Source organism: Candidatus Poriferisodalis multihospitum, from assembly GCF_028283155.1.
Classification (GTDB): Bacteria; Actinomycetota; Acidimicrobiia; order Acidimicrobiales; family Poriferisodalaceae; genus Poriferisodalis; species Poriferisodalis multihospitum.
Genome location: NZ_JAPYOK010000043.1, coordinates 1 through 16603, shown reverse-complemented (window position 1 = coordinate 16603; position 16603 = coordinate 1). Strand labels below are relative to the sequence as shown.

Here is a 16603-nt window from a genome sequence, read left to right as displayed (position 1 = left end):
CACGACCACCACGGAGGGAAACGCCATGACGACGTATGCGGGTGAACGGCTGATTCACGACACTGACAGCCATTTGATGGAACCGGTGGATTGGCTGGCGAGCTACGCCGACAGCTCCGTGGCCGCCAAGCTCCGGGATCTGAGCTTGTTGGGCGGGGGCGACGCGGCGACGCACGAGCTGGTGGAGCAGTGCTGGGCACGCCGCGACGACCCCGAAGAAACAGCCAAGCTGGCAGCCGACGTGGTGGGCGGCCCGAAGGGCTACTTCGCCTACGGCTCCATGGACGCCGGTGAACGGGTCGGGGCACTCGACCAGCTCGGTTTCGCCAGCCAACTCGTGTTCACCACGTTCGCCCACACGCAGTTCCACGCCCGAGGCGACGTCGACCTGGCCTATGGGGGCGCATCGGCACACAACCGCGGCATCGCCGACTTCTGCTCGGTAGACCCGCGGCTGCTGGGCGTGGCCTTCGTGCCGCTGGAGGATCCGCAGCGCACCGTCGACTGCGCGCGGGAGGCCATCGAGGTCGGATGCAAGGCCGCATGGATCCCCCATGGCGTGCCGACGTCGTTGAGCCCGACTCATCCCGATTTCGACCCGCTGTGGGCGCTGCTGTCCGAGGCCAGCGTGCCGGTGCTCATGCATCTGGGGCCCAACGGCGGCAACCAGCTGCCGAAGACGTACCACAACAACGGCCGCGTCCCCGGCAAGGACTTCGTGGGCGGCGGCGAGAACATGCGCTCGAAGGATTTCCTGAACCTGTACCACGACGCCGAGAACCTGCTGGCCTGCATGGTGCTGGACGGCATCTTCGAGAAGTTTCCCGAACTGCGCTGCGGGCTGATCGAGCTGGGCGCCGGCTGGGTGCCGAACCTGCTGCGCTCGCTGGACAACAGCGTCAAGGCCTTCGGACGCCACGAACCCGAGCTGGCCAAGCTGACCATGGCGCCCTCGGACTACATCCGCCGGCAGGTGCGCTTCACGCCCTGGCACTTCGAGGATGTGGGCTGGCTGGTGTCCAACAGCGGCCCGGAGCTGTTCCTGTTCTCGTCGGACTGGCCTCACCCCGAAGGGGGCCGGGACCCGATCGCAGAGTTCCAGGCGTCGTTCAGTGCGGCTGGCCTCAGCGAGGGCGCTACCGCGCCGTTCTGGGCCGGCAACGCCTCGTTCCTGCTCGGCGTCTAGCGCTGCTGGAGCCCTCTTGAGCCAACGGTAGATTTGGCGCCATAGCGCTGCGATGACCGCGCCCGGCGGCACGTGTCGCGGCGCAGGAGTGCAGACATGGCTGAGAATCCCGATCAGCATCCCAAAGACAGGCAGTCCCGCACGGCCCTGCTCGTCGTGGACGTGCAGCCCACTTTCTGCGAGGGCGGCGCGCTGGCCGTCGACGGCGGCAACGAGGTCGCCGCCGGAGTGGCCGGCCTCCTGGCCGGCGACCACGGCTACGACCTGGTGGTGACCACCCAGGACTGGCACATCGACCCGGGCGATCATTTCAGCGACGAGCCCGACTTTGTCGACACGTGGCCACCGCACGGCGTGGCCGGCACCCCAGAGGCCGAGCTGCACCCTGCACTCGACGCTGTCGCCGATCGCATCAACGCGGGCGTGCGCAAGGGCATGCACGCTGCCGCCTATTCCGGCTTCGAAGGCGTCGACGACGACGGCCGGACCCTCAACGACGTGCTGGGCACTGCAGGCGTGCACGAAGTTGATGTCGTCGGGATCGCCTTCGACCATTGCGTGCGCGCCACCGCGATGGACGCTGCCGCGAACGGCTACACGACCACCGTGATCGAGGGGCTTTCCGCCTCGGTGGCGCCCGAGACCGAAGCAGCAGCACGGTCCCAGCTCGCCGACGCCGGCATCGACGTCATCGCCTCTCGCTGAACCGCCCGTTCGGCCGGCCAGCGGTCTCAACGCTCTAGAGGGATTCCTGCTCGATCGTGAACTCGCTGGCGGCCTCTGCGATCCGCCGATGGTTTCGGATGACCTCGTCCATCACGAAGTGCAGGAACCGCTCGCAGAAGTCAGGATCAAGGCCCTCGTCCAGGGCGAGCCGACGCAGTCCTTCCACCTGCTGGTGCTGGCGAACCAAGTCCACCGGCGGCAGGTCGTTGTTGGCTTTGTAGACGCCGATTGCGTGTGTGATGCGGAAGCGCTCGGCCAGCAGGCGCACGAGCGCTGCGTCGACTTCGTCGATGCTGCTGCGATGGGCGGCGAGCTCGTCGTCGGTCATCGGCCCTGTTTCTAGCCCGTTGAGTCACCGCAGACACCGGCAAGGCAGTCGTGAGGTTGCGCGGCGGGGTCCGGCAGGCGTGGGCGGCACCGGCCACGTCTTGGCTACGGTTTGCGGCCGTGAGCCAATCGGGTGTGAACCGCGGCCTGCGCGGCCGTACGGCTGTCGCCGGAGTCGGCGAGACCACCTATTACAAGCGCGGCCAGTCGACCGATCCCGAGTTCGTACTGGTCGTGAAGGCGATCTTGGCGGCGTGCGAGGACGCGGGCATCAACCCACGGGAGATCGACGGGTTCTGTTCGTACAGCAACGACCGCAATACACCGGCCCGGCTGGCCAACGCCCTCGGCCTCGAAGAGCTGCGCTACTCGAACATGCAGTGGGGCGGCGGGGGCGGCGGCGCTGCGGCCGTCGTGCAGAACGCCGCCAGCGCCGTGCACGCCGGATCGGCCAACGTCGTGGTGGCCTACCGAGGCCTGGCCCAGGGCCAGTTCGGCCGCTTCGGCCAAGGCGGCCGCCGCCCGGCCGTGCGGGGCGAATTCGCCTACACGCTCCCCTACGGCGTGATGAGCCCCGCCCAGATGTACGCGATGCGTACCACCCGGCTCATGTGGGAGCACGGTATCGACCGATCCACCATGCGGGCGGTGGCGCTGGCGGCGTATCACCACGCGCAGAACAACCCCCGGGCGGTCATGTACGGCCGACCGCTGGATGCCGAGACGTACGACTCGTCCCGCTGGATCACCGAGCCGTTCCGGCTGTACGACTGCTGCCTCGAGAACGACGGCGGTGCCGCCATGATCGTCACCTCAGCCGAGCGGGCCGCCGATCTCAGCGACACACCGGTGCTGGTGCTGGCGGCGCAGCAGAGCGGCGGGCACCGCTCAGGCGCCTGGGTGCACAACCCGACCGACTACGCCACCTCCAGCTTCAAGCTCGGGGCGCAGCACCTCTATGACCAGGCCGGCGTGACACCCGACGACGTCGACGTAGTGCAGAGCTACGAGAACTTCACCGGCGCCGTGGTGATGAGCCTCATCGAGCACGGTCTGTGCACCTACGAGAACGCCAACGAGGTGCTGACGTTCGAGAACCTGCGGGCGGACGGGGGGAGCATCCCGCTGAACACCAGCGGCGGCAACCTCGCCGAGTGCTACATGCACGGGCTCGGCATGCAGATCGAAGCGGTGCGGCAGGTGCGCGGCGATTCGAGCAACCAGGTGCCGAACGTCAACGTGTCGCTCTCCAACGCCGGACCCATGGTCGAGATCGCCTCGACAGCGATCTACGGCACGGCGGAGGTGCTCGGATGAGCGCGCTCGCCGAGGCCACCTACCTGCCGGAGGGCCTCACCCAACCTGCTCCGATGCGCGACGGGATGGACGCGCCGTACTGGGAAGGCACCCGCGAGCACGAGCTGCGAGTACAGCGCTGCGCCGACTGCGGCACCCACCAATGGGGGCCCGACTGGGTGTGCCACGCCTGCCAGTCGCTCAATGTCGAGTGGGTGACGGTCGAGCCCACAGCGCGCATCTACTCCTGGCAGCGCGTGCATCACCCCGTGCATCCGGCGCTGGCCGAGCACGGTCCCTACATCGTGGTGCTGGTCGAGCTGCCCCACGCCGACAACCTGCGCATGATCGGTAATCTGCTCGGCGACCCCATGCAGGACATCGTCATCGGCGGCGATGTCGAAGCCGTCTTCGAAGACCACGACAACGGCAACCCGCCGTACACCCTCGTCCACTGGCAGGTCACCAACAGCTGACGTCCAGACGGCGATGCCCGGAGACCGTCGGCCGGACTTAGCATTCGGGCCAGGCATCAGGGGGTGCAGGCGATGGCGCGTCTCGACTCTGCGCATCCCGAGAACGTCGAGGGGCCTTGGTTCGTCGACACCCGTTGCATCCGTTGCGACGTGGCCCGGCACTGGGCGCCGGGGCTCATCGAGATGGACAGCGCTGGGCGCTCCTACCTCGCCCGCCAGCCCGACGGCCCTGAGGAATCTGCAGCGCTGTGGAGGGCCGCGGAGGCCTGTCCGTCGCAGTCGATCGGCAACATCGAGATCCGTCGGCCGCCTGACCCATCGTTCCCCCACCAGCTGACGCCCGGTGTCTGGGCGCTCGGTCACAACGCGCAGTCGTCGTTCGGGGCGCACTCGTACCTTGTCGAACGACCGAACGGCAACCTCATGGTCGACTCGCCCCGTTACCTGCGCGGACTCGCCGAGCTCGTCGACGACCTGGGCGGTGTCGGGCATGTGCTGCTCAGCCACCGCGACGACGTAGCCGACGCCGACCGCTGGGCCGAGCGCTACGGCGCGCAGGTCTGGATACACGCCGCCGACGCCGACGCAGCGCCCTACGCAACGGTCATCTTCGAGAGCACGGGTCCCACCGAGGTGTCGCCGGGTGCCGTCGCCGTACAGGTGCCCGGCCACACGGAGGGCTCGGTCGTCTTTCACGTCGACGACAGATGGCTGTTCACCGGCGACACGCTGCACTGGAATCACCGCCGGGGCGAGCTCGATGTCACCCCCGAGCAGACCTTCTATTCATGGGCGGTCCTCGCCGACTCGATGGATCGGTTGTCCGAGCTGCGCGCCGAGTGGGTGTTCCCGGGCCATGGCAAGTGGCACAACGTGGGCGCTGAGCTCTACGCCAAGCAGATGGCACGCCTCGGCACCGACATGCGCCAAACCGGCCAAGCCGGGTGGGCGCGGCGGCCCGACGCGGCTTTCAACTGGGAGTGAACGCCGCCGCTCCGGGTTGCCGGCCAACGCTCGGCGTCGGCACAGCACCTCACGGCGTCCGTCGATCAGCCGTGCTTGTCGGGGCCGGCCTTGGTGATGTGGAAGCGGACGAGGCAGCGCTTGTCCTCCACCATTGCGCGGCGGTAGTCGTCCCAGTCGGGGTGCTCGCCCTGCAGCGTGCGGTAGTACTCGACCAGCGGATCGAGGGCGGCCTCGCCGGAGATGATCTCGGCCTGACACTCAAGCTGGACCCAACGGCCCAGCCACTTCTCGGGAAACACGCACAGCCACGACTGCGGGTCGCGATGCAGGTTCTTGACCTTGAAGGCCGTGTCCCGTGTGCTCATCACCACCGTGTCGTCGACGACGGCCAACGTCACCGGCGACAGCTGCGGCGTGCCGTCGCGTGCCTTGGTGGCCAGCACAGCGCGGTCGTTCTTGCGCACGTAGTCGAGTGCTTTCGAGATCTCCATGCGCGCAGCCTCGCACATACGAGCTCCGGCGATCAGGGCTGCCGACCCGGTCCGAGCGTCGGACATGGGAGTCCGCGCCTGCAGGGCTGGCGATCCGGGCCGAAGCCCGCGCATTTCGCGAGACTGCCGCCATGAAGATCTCTGCCGCGTTCCCGCCCGTTCCCGAGACGCCGGACCACATCGTGCTGGCCGAGGAGCTGGGCTACGAGACCGCCTGGGTCTACGACACGCCGGCGCTGCAGCTCGATGTCTGGATGATCCTCGCCCTCGCGGCGGTGCGCACTCAGCGCATCCGTCTCGGGCCCGGTGTGCTGATTCCCTCGCTGCGCCACCCGATGACCACGGCTTCAGCCATCGCAACGCTGGTCGGGCTCGTCGGGCCCGAACGGGTCATCATCGGCGCCGGCACGGGCTTCACCGGCCGGCGGGCCATGGGCCAAAAGCCGCTGCGCTGGGCCGAGTTCCCCCAGATGGTCGCTGACACCCAAGCACTGCTGCGAGGCGAGATCGTCGAAGTCGACGGCAGGGCGGCACGCATGCTCCATTGGCCAGGCCAAGCGGTCGAGCGGCCCATCGAGGTGCCGTGGATCGTGGCGGTGAACGGTCCCCGAGGCCTCGCCGCTGCGGCGGAGATGGGCTGCGGCGTCTTCACCTCTCGGCCCCGTCCCGATGCGGATTACACCGGGATCGACGACGTGATCCTGCTTGGCTTCGGCACGATCCTCGACGACGAGGAAACCATCGAATCCCCCCGGGTACTCGACACGGCGGGTCCCGGCGTGAGCGTCGCCTACCACGCATTCCTCGAACAGCGCGATGCCCGGCTCAGCACACTGCCCAATGCCGACCGCTTCGCCGAAGTCACCGGCGACAGGGACCCCGACACGCTCCACCTCTCACTCCACGAAGGTCATCTCACCCAACTCAACGCCATCGACCGCCAAGTGCTCACCCCCGAATCCCTGCGCATCGCCCCCTTCGTATGCCACGCCAGTGAGGTACCCGAACGCATCGAACGACTCGCGGCCGCCGGCATCACCGAAGTCGCCTTCCAGCCCATGGGCAACATAGAACGCGAGCTCCAAACCTTCGCCGCAGCCGCCGAACTCCAAGGCTGATTTCCGAGGTCGAAACGCGCAGATGCCACAGCGGCGGAGGCGGCAGGCAATTCTGCGACGTTGCGACCAGCCGGATCGCTGGTCGCTGAATTGCCTGCCGCCTCCGCCGCGGGCGCACCTGCCAGCAACCGCCATCTGGCAACATCAGGGCGATGAACCCGGCCCAGCGGGATGACGCGATCGAGAGTGCAGACATCGACGACCCCGACTCGCTGAGCCTTGCGGGCTCGGCCATCGACTCGCCGCTGACCACCGCCGAACTCTGCCGCGTCGTCGGCAGCCGGGTCCGCGAACTCCGCCAAGCCTTGAATATGACGATGTCGGCGTTCGCCAACGATGCCGGCATCTCCCTGGGGATGCTCTCCAAGATCGAGCACGGCCAGAGTGCGCCGAGCCTGTCGACGCTCGCTCGCCTCGCCGGCACGGCGAAGGTACCCGTGACCGCGCTATTCCGGGGCCTCGACGAGGAACACGACCTGGTCATCGTGCGAGCAGGCGAAGGCCACGAGATCCACCACGACCGCGGCGGGCCGGACCGGCTGTACCAGGATCTCGGCACGCTGCGAGGACCCAACCGGATCATCGAGCCGATGATCACCACCATCACCGAGCCGGGCGGCGTGTTCCCGCTCTACCAGCACCCAGGTGTGGAGTTTCTCCACGTGCTCGAGGGATCGCTCAGCTACGGCTACGGCGGCAAGGCCTACCTGCTCAACACCGGCGACACCATGCAGATCCACGGCGAGGTGGCCCACGGCCCAGTCGAGCTCGTCGAGTTGCCGGTGCGGTTCATCTCCATCAAGGTGTACCCCGCCAGCGAGACGCGCTCGGCGGCGGGAGGGTGAGGCAATGGGCTTGATGTTCGTCGCCGACTGGATCAGCGACACCGGCTTTGCGCGCCGCAGCCTCCTGCTGTGGGTCCTGCTGGCAGCAGCGGTCGGCCTCACCTACTGGGAATGCCGCGAACGCGGCTACCGGCAGACCGTCATGCTGTGGTGGGTGTCCTTCGTGGCCATCACCCATGTGGTGGGCTACATCATTCTCCGTCTCGTGCCGCGCCCGCCCCGAGACGACTGATCCCACCAGCCGGAAAGCCAGAGGACATCACGATGCCTGATGACGGGTTGATCCCCCCCGAGCCGCCCGACAGATCGAAGGGCTTGCTCGGCCGTCTGAATGCGATGCCTGGTCGCCCGCTCCTGCTGATCACCGTCGGCGTGATCCTGGCAATCCTCCTCATCTTCGCTCCAGGAAGCTGCTCCGGAGTCGACCTCGAGGAGAACGAGGCCGTCGCCATTGCTCGCGCCGAGCTGGACGCGCACCCCGATGGCTTCGCGCCCGAGCGCACCGAGGCCAAGGTGCTCCGCCAGGGCTTCCCCCCGACGCCCTATTGGGTCGTGGTCTTCACGGTCCCAGACCCCGACGGCGGGTCCGAGGACTTTCTCCACCACGCAGCGATCTGGGTGCACGCCGGCACCGGGGAGATCCGCGAAGTGCAGGTCGGCGACGCCGGCGACGGCTGATCAGAACAGCCGGGCTGAACACACGACGTCAGCCGCATTGGCACCTCTGCAGTACGAGCGCTGACCAACCGCTCGGGCGTTGATCGCGCGCGCTGCACGAGCGGGCTCTGCCCAAAAACCGCCCACGACGTTCAAATTCCACCCATGGCGCGGGTGATGTCAAGGCGAACATTGCGAACCTGTTACGGTTTCCCCCAATTGGTCTGGCGCCCGGGTTGTTGGGGACTCAGCGCAAACCGAACATGGGGGGAGGCGCGATGGATACCTCTGTTGTGTTTACGGAGGCTTATTACTTCTTCACGGTCGCGATCATGTGGCTATTGCACGTCGGCTTCATGACGTATGAAGCCGGCGTCAGCCGTCGAAAGAACGTCATGTCGACGGCCATGAAGAACATCATGACGATCGCCGTCGTGACGCCGACGTTCTATTACGTCGGTTGGTACGTGTACTTCTGCATGCAGGAGGGCCTCAAGTTCACCGGGAGCGCCAATGGCAACAGCCCGGCAGGACTCGATGGGCTGTTCTTCTGCGGCGACCAGTACGGCTTGCCGTGGGACGGCTCCGCAGGACCGAACCTCGGCGACAACATCACGGGCGTCTTCTGGGCGGCCTTCGTGCTGTTCTCGTGGACGACCGGCTCGATCATGTCCGGCGCGGTGCTAGAGCGAATCCGAATTTCGGCGTACCTCTGGCTCACCGCTCTCATGGGCGGAATCGTCTGGGTGGTTGCAGCCGCCTGGGGCTGGAGCTACGGCGGATGGCTCGGCGTGCACTTCGGCTACCACGACTTCGCCGCTTCTGGCGTGGTCCACGGTGTCTCCGGCATCTTCGCCCTCGGGGTGCTCTTCAACCTCGGGCCGAGAATCGGCCGCTACGACTCGAATGGCGGTACACGGGCATTCAAGCCCCACAACCTCCATCTGACGTTGATGGGGCTGATGATCATCTTCACGGCGTTCTACGCGTTCTACGCGGCGTGCCTGGCCATCACGGCCGACACCACGCCGGGCTGGGCGAACATCTACTTCAATCCGGCCACGCTGTCGGCGATCACCTACACCATCACGATGGGCTTCGCAGGCGGATTCGCCGGCGGCTACATCTTCGCCAAGGGCGATCCGTTCTGGACCATCTCCGGTGGTCTGGCCGGTGTGGTGGCTGTCTCGGCAGGCGCCGACATCTACAGCCCGAACCTCGTGCTGATCCTGGCGTTCTTCTCCGCCGGTCTTGCCTACACAGTGGGCAACTGGATCGAGCAGAAGGCCCGCATCGACGATGCGGTCGGAGCGGTGTCAGTCCACGGTGTCATGGGCTTCTGGGGTGTCATGGCCGTCGGCATCTTCGCCGGGGGCTACCCGACGGGACCCGCCGGGGTGACCACCACATTCCTGGGCCAGCTCGTGGGCGCGGCGGCGATCTTCGCATTGTCGTTCGTCACCGGTTACGGCGCTTCATGGATACTGAAGAAGCTGAATCTGCTTCGGGTGCCGCCCGAGGTGGAGGTCGAAGGCCTCGACATGGCCGAGTTCGAGACGGACTTCTATCCGGAGTTCGGCCGAGCGAATGAGCCCATTGTCCACGCCGACGGGTCAGAGGGAGACGCAGACGAGACGCTGCGTGCCGACCTCGCCGCCAACCGCTGAGTCGGGTGTCCGCCTCGTGGTTGCAGCTCATTCTTGCTGTTGTCGTCATGTACCTGCTGGTTTCGGCCGCCGGGTACTGGGGCAAGCAAAAGCGAGCGCAGCAAGAGGCGCAAGGACAAGACCGACACGATCACTGACATCGTTCAGGACTTAAGGAGGACTGAATGAACACCTTCCCGTACGACAGTTGGGAAGCCGCTCTCGAGGCAGCCGACGGCACGACCGGATACTTCACCTGGGGGCCAGGCGGAAACACTGGCTCGTATGTCCTTGCAATCATCGGGATCGCTATCTCGGTGGTTGCAGCACTGCTCGTGACCGTGCGTGAGGACAAGCTGCTGAACCATGCAGCTGACCGTCTCGCTGACAAGTACAGCTAGGAGGACTGACATGGCTCGACGCAAGCAGATCGAATTCCAAGGACTGCACGGCCACAGCAAGGCTGTCGAGATGGGGGTGGTGGTTTTCACCATCGCCTGCATCATCTTCTCGATCATCGCCATCCAGGTCGTCGGCTGACAGCAGTCAGCAGACGCATCTTGACCAACGCGGCAGACGCCGCGCCGCCCACCGGCGACGCGGCGTCTGCTGGCGCGTTGAGGTTCTAGGTTGAGACCATGAGCGCCACTCGTAAGTGGATCGCCCAAGCATGCGTGGCGGCGGCGGGCGCAGCGATGTTCCTGCCATGGAACGTGAACGCCGGTTTGAGCGGGACCCAGACGGTAAGCGGCATCAGCACCGGCGTCGGGCGGATTCTGCTCGTCATCTGCATCCTGACCATGGTCCTGATACAGATCCGCTGGCGTCCCGCATGGATCGGTGCCGGTTTCGCCGGCGCGATGGCGGTACGTGAGCTGTTCAGTCCGTCAGGCGTCGGCGCCCCCGACGCAGGCTTGGGGCCCCAGATCGCTTTCATCGCGTGTGCGGTGGCCGTCATCCTGCTCGGGTGGAACATGTTCGCCGGCGTTGCCGCAGGCGAAGGCCGCGGCCCCGACGAGCCCCCGCGCTGGTTCTTCTCCGGTCCGCTCGGCCGGCGCCGATGACGCTGCCGCTGGACCTCGGGCGACGGCAATGACGCTGCTGGTGACCGCCGAGGCTGCGGGGCTGGTGCCCGGCTTGATGCTGCTCGGCACCGGGGTAGAGCGCTACCGGGTGACGGGCGGCGGAGCAACGGTGCTCGCACTCGCAGCCGGCGATGAATTGGAGATCGTCGATCCCGAGGGCTGCCAGCCATGCGAGCTGGTCGCTTTCGATACCGGCGGGCAGTCGGATCCGGGCCTGCTCGAGGTAACCAATGGCGGCGCCGCAGCGTTCGCCCCAACCGATCCGGCGGCTGTCGGCATCCTCTCGGCACCGCTGACCGACGCTCGCCGCGTACGGGCCGGTCTCGAGCGTGTCGGCGTCGACATGCCCGCCCTGCAGGCAGCGACCCCGCTGAGGCTGCTCGACGGCGACACGCCGGCGAACGTCACGGCCCGGGTGACAGCGCTCGATGATGTCGCCTGCGTGGTCGCGGCACCCGGCGGCCCCATGTCGGCGCACGAGGGTGCTCCGCCCACCGATCTCATCGCCTATGTCCATCGCCGTGACCCTGCCGGCAGCGACACCGAGCCGTTGCTGCCGACGCCGCTGGCCGACCCCAGCCAGGACTTCATCGTGCTGGCCAGCACGGCACGCGCCTACCAGGTGTCGAAGGGCGACTGGTTCCAGGTGGTGGACATGGAGGGCCGGCAGTGCTCCGACTTCCAGTGCTTCGCAGTGGCAGATCTTGAAGCGGGCACCGATCTCTGCCTCGACGCCACCATCACCCGCTCGCTCATGGGCGCGAGCTACCCGATGCCGGGCCTGTACTCCAAGTTCTTCAACGCCAACATGCAGCCGCTCGTGGAGGTGGTGCAGGACACGGTGGGCCGCCACGACACCTTCAACACCGCCTGCAACGCCCGCTACTACGAGGAGATGGGCTACCCCGGCCACATCAACTGCACCGACAACATCAACGGTGAGCTCGAGCCCTACGGCGTCGCTGCGCGGCGGGGCTGGGAGGCGATCAACTTCTTCTACAACACCCAGGTGGACGACGCGAATCAGATCTACCTCGACGAGCCCTGGTCGCGCCCCGGCGACTACGTGCTGCTGCGGGCGCTGGAGGACCTGGTGTGCGTCAGCACTGCGTGCCCGTGCGATGTCGACGCCGCGAATGGCTGGAACCCCACCGACATCGCAGTGCGGGTGTATCCCGCAGCGAACATGTTCAAGAAAGCGACGGCCATCAGAATGACCGCGGACTCCGAAGCCCAGCTCACCAAAGAGACCGGATTCCACTCCCGCACCGCAGCGCTGACGCGCAGCTTCAGCGAGTACTGCGGGTACTGGCTGGCCGACCACTTCACGGCCCACGGCGCCGTCGAGGAGTACTGGGCGTGCCGGCAGGCCGCAGCTGCCATCGACCTGTCGCCGCTGCGCAAATACGAGGTGACCGGGCCCGACGCCGAGCTGCTGATGCAGACCTGTGTCACTCGCAACGTCCGCAAGCTGGCTGACGGGCAGGTCGTGTACACCGCCATGTGCCACCCCACCGGCGGCATGATCGACGACGGCACCGTCTTCCGGATCGGGCGCGAGAACTTCCGCTGGATCGGCGGCCAGCTCGGTTACAGCGGGGTGTGGCTGCGTGAGCAGGCCGAGCGGCTCGGCTTGAACGTGTGGGTGCGCAACTCCACCGAGCAGCTCCACAATCTGCAGGTGCAGGGACCCAACAGCCGCCGCATCCTCGACGAGATCATCTGGACCCGCCCCGACCAGCAGGCGGTGTCCGAGCTGGGCTGGTTCCGCTTCTCGATCGCCCGCATCGGCGACTACGACGGCATCCCGCTGGTGGTCTCACGCACCGGCTACACCGGCGAGCTCGGCTACGAAGTCTTCTGCCACCCCTCCGACGCCCCGGCGGTGTGGGACGCCATCTTCGAGGCGGGTACACCCCACGGGCTCGTGCCCATGGGCCTGAGTGCGCTCGACATGCTGCGCATCGAGGCCGGGCTGGTGTTCGCCGGCCACGAGTTCTGCGACCAGACCGATCCCTACGAGGCGGGGATCGGCTTCACCGTGCCGCTCAAAACCAAGGAAGACGACTTCATCGGGCGCGATGCGCTGTTCGACCGGCGCGACAACCCCCAGCGGCGCCTGGTGGGCCTGGAGCTCGACGGGGGTGAGCCGGGGGCGCTGGGCGATGGCGTGTACGTGGGGCGCAACCATGTCGGCGAGATCACCAGCGGCACCATCTCCCCCATCCTGCGCAAGAACATCGCCCTGTGCCGCATGACGCTGCCCTACAACGAGATCGGCACGACCGTCGAGGTGGGCAAGCTGGACGGCCACGAGAAGCGGATCGCCGCCGAGGTGGTGCGCTACCCCTTCTACGACCCCGACAAGTCCCGAGTCCGCGCCTGACCGGTGTCCCGGGCACTTGCACGCAGGTGCAAGACTGAGCGGTGTTCTACTGTCGTTGCATAAACGTCTAACCACATGGGGGATTCCGACATGACTCGGGTAGCCATCATCGGTGCAGGACCGTGCGGGCTGTCGCAGCTGCATGCGTTTGCCAGCGACAGCTCATCAGAAGCCGCAGGCGTCGAACTCGTCTGCTTCGAGAAACAGGAGGACTGGGGCGGCCTGTGGAACTACACGTGGCGCACGGGCCTCGATGAGCACGGCGAGCCCTGCCACGGCTCCATGTACCGCTACCTGTGGTCCAACGGCCCCAAGGAGTGCCTGGAATTCGCCGACTACGGCTTCGAGGAGCATTTCGGCAAGCCGGTGGCGTCGTTCCCGCCCCGGGAGGTGCTCTACGACTACATCATCGGCCGGGCCGAGCGCAGCGGCATCCGTGACGACATTCGCTTCAACCACGCCGTGCGGCGGGTGAGCCGGTCCGCCTCCGGCGACGGCTTCACGGTGACGTCGCACGATCACGCCGCCGCCGCCAGCGTCAGCGAGGACTTCGACTGGGTGGTGGTGTCGACGGGGCACTTCTCGACGCCCAATATGCCGCACTACCCCGGCTACGAGACGTTCGGCGGCACGCTGCTGCACGCCCACGACTTCCGCGATGCCGTGCAGTTCGAAGGCCAGACCGTGATGGTGATCGGCTCGAGCTACTCCGCCGAGGACATCGCTTCGCAGCTCTGGAAGTACGGCGCCTCCGAGGTCATCTGCTCATCGCGCAGCGGGCCCATGGGGTTCGACTGGCCAGCGGGCATCAGCGAGAAGCCGATCCTCACCCACGTGGACGGCCGCACCGTGCACTTCGAAGACGGCACGAGTGCCGAGGTGGACGCCATCGTGTCGTGCACCGGCTACCTGCACCACTTCCCGTTCATGGACGACGAGCTGCGGCTGGTGACTGCCAACCGCCTGGCCTCATCGATGCTGTACCGGGGCGTCGTGTTCCAGCCCGAGAACCGAGTCTTCTACCTGGGAATGCAGGACCAGTGGTACACGTTCAACATGTTCGACGCCCAGGCCTGGTACGCCCGCGACGTGATCCTGGGTCGCATCGAGCTGCCCGGCGCCGATGAGCAGGCCCGCTGGATCGACGACTTCCAAGCGGCTGAGGATGCCGTGGCCGACGACTACGAGTCCATCGACTTTCAGGGCGACTACACCCAGGATCTGCTCGACCAGACCGACTGCCCCGACCCCAACACGCAGCTCATCAACAAGATGTTCAAGGACTGGAAGAAGCACAAGAAGGCGTCGATCATCGGCTACCGCGACCACGGCCACACCTCGCCGGTCACGGGCACCCAGGCGCCGGTGCACCACACATCATGGGAGGACGCCCTCGACGACTCGCTGGAGTCCTACCTGGCCGACGGCTGATCGGCCCCGGTCCGAGCCGCCGCTCACGTCATGGCCGCATCGCCCAGCGAAGCAGACGTCGGGGGCGCAGCCGGCCCGCTGAGCGGTATCGGCGTGCCCAGCGAAGCAGACGTCGTGGTAATCGGTGCGGGGGTCACCGGTGCCAGCATCGGCTACCAGCTCGCCCGGCACTCCGATCTGCGCGTGGCCATTGTGGACGCCCGGGCGCCGGTCGGCGGCATCTCGGGCCGCACCTTCGGCCAGATCCGCCAGCACTACTCCAACGAGCTGATGGTGCGCATCGCGCAGCGAGGCTTCCACTGCATCCAGAACTGGGATTCCGTGGTGGGCTTCGGCGACCCCGGCTACGCCCGCTTCGGCTACATGCTGCTGGTGGTCGCCGACCAGCTCGACGGCCTCCGCTACAACATCGAGCTCGGCCAGCGGCTCGGTGTGGACACCCGCTTCGTGGTCGGCAGCGAGATCACCGACATCGAGCCGCTGGTGAACGCCGAGGGACTAGCCGGCGGGGCGTATGAGCCCGAGGGCGGCTACATCGACGTCACCAAGATGGTGCTGAGCTGGCTCACCGCGGCGAGCGCTGCAGGAGCCGATGTGCTCGCGCCGGTCGCCGTAGAGGAGATCGTGACCGCAGGCGGTGCCGTGACCGGCGTGAACACCGCGATCGGCGAGATCGCTGCCCCAGTGGTGATCGCCGCCACCGGCGCATGGGCCCGCGATCTGCTGGACCCCTTGAGCGTGGAGGTGCCCATCGAGCGCCGGCGACTGGAAATGGCAGTGCTCGAACAGCACGCCGGCGCCCGGGCGTTGGGAACCTGCATCACCGATGGCAACTCCAACCTGGTGATCCGCCCCGACATGGGCCGCCACATCGTGGCAGTGGCCTACCCGCCCGAGATGCCCGTGGTCGATGACCCGCTCGCCGACGCGTCCGACGCCGACCACGCAGCCCACGACGTGCGCCTGCGGGCCGCCATCTCAGAGCGGCTCCCGGACCTGACGGTCGCGTCGGTGGTGTCGAACACCAGCGGGGCCTACGACGTTGCGCCCGACTACCACCCCATCCTGGGCTGGGCATCCGAGATCGCTCCGGTGGACGGCCTGTACCTCGCAGTCGGCCTCTCAGGCCACGGCCTCAAGCTGTCGCCCGCCCTCGGTGAGATCGTCGCGGCACGCGTACTCGGCGTCGACCAAGTAGGTGACGCACCCCCCATCGACATCAGCGCTCTGCGCCCGGCACGCTTCGCCGACGGCGACCTGATGCACCTCTCCTACGGCCCCAGTGCCCGCGCCTAGCTCCAGGGGTAGGGCGAGTTGCTGACGGGGTGCAGCTTGCCTTCGGCGTAGCGCGAGTAGCGGAACGGCTCCAGCAGCGCCTGCGGCTCGCCGAGCAGCTCCTTCGCCACGAGCGCGCCCACGCCGATCATCTTGTAGCCGTGGTTGGAGTCGGCGATGAAGTAAGCGTTGTCGCAGAAGGTGTCGAATACCGGAAAGTTGTCGGGCGAGAAGCTGCCGATGCCGCCTGAGGGCTCGTCGCTGATCAGGTGGTTCTTGCCCTCGAAGCGCTTGTGGCAGTGCGCGAGAGCGGCGGTCCAGGTGCGGTAGAAGTCGCCCCCCACCACGAAATCGGGCGAGTCTGGCCCGTAGGGGTCCACAGCCACCTCGTCGGAGGGCTTGTCGACCACGTAGGGCATGTAGCCACCCTGCACGCCGCCGAAGTTGAAGTCGGGCTTGTAGTAGATGCCCCACGGGCCCTCGGTCACCAAGCCGTCTGCGTCGTAGAGCGGGGCGTCGGTGTCGATGTGCACGACCGGCGGCATGTTGCCGTCGTTGTCGGTGAGATATCCGGGGTCGACCGTGAGCGTGCCTTCCTGCAGGCACATGTAGGTCCACGTGGGCACGTTGTGCAGCTCGCCGTCGCCGCCGAGGATGTCGGTGGTCGTCGGCAGGTCGAGCATCGCCCAGAT

General features: G+C 67.0%; 18 protein-coding genes and 1 pseudogene. 16 read left to right on the top strand and 3 right to left on the bottom strand.

Going from position 1 to position 16603, the window contains the following annotated elements:
• Positions 1 to 25 precede the first annotated feature (25 nt).
• Both VI480_RS04090 and VI480_RS04085 read left to right on the top strand, forming a co-directional pair.
• On the top strand, positions 26 to 1186 hold the full coding sequence (locus VI480_RS04090; protein WP_323671542.1) for an amidohydrolase family protein: 1161 nt from the start codon (positions 26 to 28) through the stop codon (positions 1184 to 1186).
• 96 nt (positions 1187 to 1282) lie between these two features.
• On the top strand, positions 1283 to 1891 hold the full coding sequence (locus VI480_RS04085; RefSeq protein WP_323671541.1) for an isochorismatase family protein: 609 nt from the start codon (positions 1283 to 1285) through the stop codon (positions 1889 to 1891).
• Between the two features lie 34 nt (positions 1892 to 1925).
• Here VI480_RS04085 and VI480_RS04080 read toward each other — a convergent pair whose 3' ends face one another.
• Complete coding sequence (locus tag VI480_RS04080; RefSeq protein WP_323671540.1) at positions 1926 to 2240, bottom strand: chorismate mutase; 315 nt, start codon at positions 2238 to 2240, stop codon at positions 1926 to 1928.
• 119 nt (positions 2241 to 2359) lie between these two features.
• Between VI480_RS04080 and VI480_RS04075 the strand changes: the two genes are divergently transcribed.
• From VI480_RS04075 to VI480_RS04065, 3 genes are all read left to right on the top strand, one after another.
• A complete protein-coding gene (locus tag VI480_RS04075; RefSeq protein ID WP_323671539.1) occupies positions 2360 to 3556 on the top strand; it encodes a thiolase C-terminal domain-containing protein in 1197 nt (398 codons plus the stop codon).
• The gene (locus tag VI480_RS04070) at positions 3553 to 4011 is read left to right on the top strand and encodes a Zn-ribbon domain-containing OB-fold protein (RefSeq protein WP_323671538.1); all 459 of its coding nucleotides are present in this window, start codon (positions 3553 to 3555) and stop codon (positions 4009 to 4011) included. Before VI480_RS04075 ends, VI480_RS04070 begins: the two co-directional genes overlap by 4 nt.
• 72 nt (positions 4012 to 4083) lie before the next feature.
• Positions 4084 to 4995 carry a 4Fe-4S domain-containing protein gene (locus tag VI480_RS04065; protein ID WP_323671537.1) on the top strand — a complete coding sequence of 304 codons (912 nt, stop codon included), beginning with the start codon at positions 4084 to 4086 and terminating at the stop codon, positions 4993 to 4995.
• Positions 4996 to 5060: 65 nt separating this feature from the next.
• On the opposite strand, the gene VI480_RS04060 is transcribed toward VI480_RS04065, so the two are convergent.
• Positions 5061 to 5468 carry a PPOX class F420-dependent oxidoreductase gene (locus VI480_RS04060; RefSeq protein WP_323671536.1) on the bottom strand — a complete coding sequence of 136 codons (408 nt, stop codon included), beginning with the start codon at positions 5466 to 5468 and terminating at the stop codon, positions 5061 to 5063.
• Positions 5469 to 5599: 131 nt separating this feature from the next.
• On the opposite strand from VI480_RS04060, the gene VI480_RS04055 reads away from it, so the two are divergent.
• From VI480_RS04055 to VI480_RS04005, 11 genes are all read left to right on the top strand, one after another.
• The gene (locus VI480_RS04055; protein WP_323671535.1) at positions 5600 to 6586 is read left to right on the top strand and encodes an LLM class flavin-dependent oxidoreductase; all 987 of its coding nucleotides are present in this window, start codon (positions 5600 to 5602) and stop codon (positions 6584 to 6586) included.
• Positions 6587 to 6738: 152 nt separating this feature from the next.
• On the top strand, positions 6739 to 7431 hold the full coding sequence (locus tag VI480_RS04050) for a helix-turn-helix domain-containing protein (protein WP_323671534.1): 693 nt from the start codon (positions 6739 to 6741) through the stop codon (positions 7429 to 7431).
• 4 nt (positions 7432 to 7435) lie between these two features.
• Positions 7436 to 7663, top strand: coding sequence for a hypothetical protein (locus VI480_RS04045; protein WP_323671533.1), 228 nt, complete (start codon positions 7436 to 7438; stop codon positions 7661 to 7663).
• 32 nt (positions 7664 to 7695) lie between these two features.
• Positions 7696 to 8109: a hypothetical protein gene (locus VI480_RS04040; protein WP_323671532.1), complete on the top strand. Its 414-nt coding sequence runs from the start codon at positions 7696 to 7698 to the stop codon at positions 8107 to 8109.
• A 257-nt stretch (positions 8110 to 8366) separates the two neighbouring features.
• Complete coding sequence (locus VI480_RS04035; RefSeq protein ID WP_323671531.1) at positions 8367 to 9755, top strand: hypothetical protein; 1389 nt, start codon at positions 8367 to 8369, stop codon at positions 9753 to 9755.
• Between the two features lie 164 nt (positions 9756 to 9919).
• Complete coding sequence (locus tag VI480_RS04030; RefSeq protein ID WP_323671530.1) at positions 9920 to 10135, top strand: hypothetical protein; 216 nt, start codon at positions 9920 to 9922, stop codon at positions 10133 to 10135.
• Between the two features lie 10 nt (positions 10136 to 10145).
• Positions 10146 to 10274: a hypothetical protein gene (locus VI480_RS04025; RefSeq protein ID WP_323671529.1), complete on the top strand. Its 129-nt coding sequence runs from the start codon at positions 10146 to 10148 to the stop codon at positions 10272 to 10274.
• Positions 10275 to 10372: 98 nt separating this feature from the next.
• Positions 10373 to 10798 carry a hypothetical protein gene (locus tag VI480_RS04020; RefSeq protein WP_323671528.1) on the top strand — a complete coding sequence of 142 codons (426 nt, stop codon included), beginning with the start codon at positions 10373 to 10375 and terminating at the stop codon, positions 10796 to 10798.
• Positions 10799 to 10826: 28 nt separating this feature from the next.
• Positions 10827 to 13205 carry a DUF1989 domain-containing protein gene (locus VI480_RS04015; RefSeq protein WP_323671527.1) on the top strand — a complete coding sequence of 793 codons (2379 nt, stop codon included), beginning with the start codon at positions 10827 to 10829 and terminating at the stop codon, positions 13203 to 13205.
• Positions 13206 to 13295: 90 nt separating this feature from the next.
• Positions 13296 to 14636, top strand: coding sequence for an NAD(P)/FAD-dependent oxidoreductase (locus VI480_RS04010; RefSeq protein WP_323671526.1), 1341 nt, complete (start codon positions 13296 to 13298; stop codon positions 14634 to 14636).
• 30 nt (positions 14637 to 14666) lie between these two features.
• Complete coding sequence (locus tag VI480_RS04005; protein ID WP_323671525.1) at positions 14667 to 15932, top strand: FAD-dependent oxidoreductase; 1266 nt, start codon at positions 14667 to 14669, stop codon at positions 15930 to 15932.
• On the opposite strand, the pseudogene VI480_RS04000 reads toward VI480_RS04005, so the two are convergent.
• Positions 15929 to 16603 (bottom strand): annotated as a pseudogene (locus VI480_RS04000) (monomeric sarcosine oxidase); the annotation flags it as partial. The gene VI480_RS04005 and the pseudogene VI480_RS04000 sit on opposite strands and share 4 nt — an antisense overlap.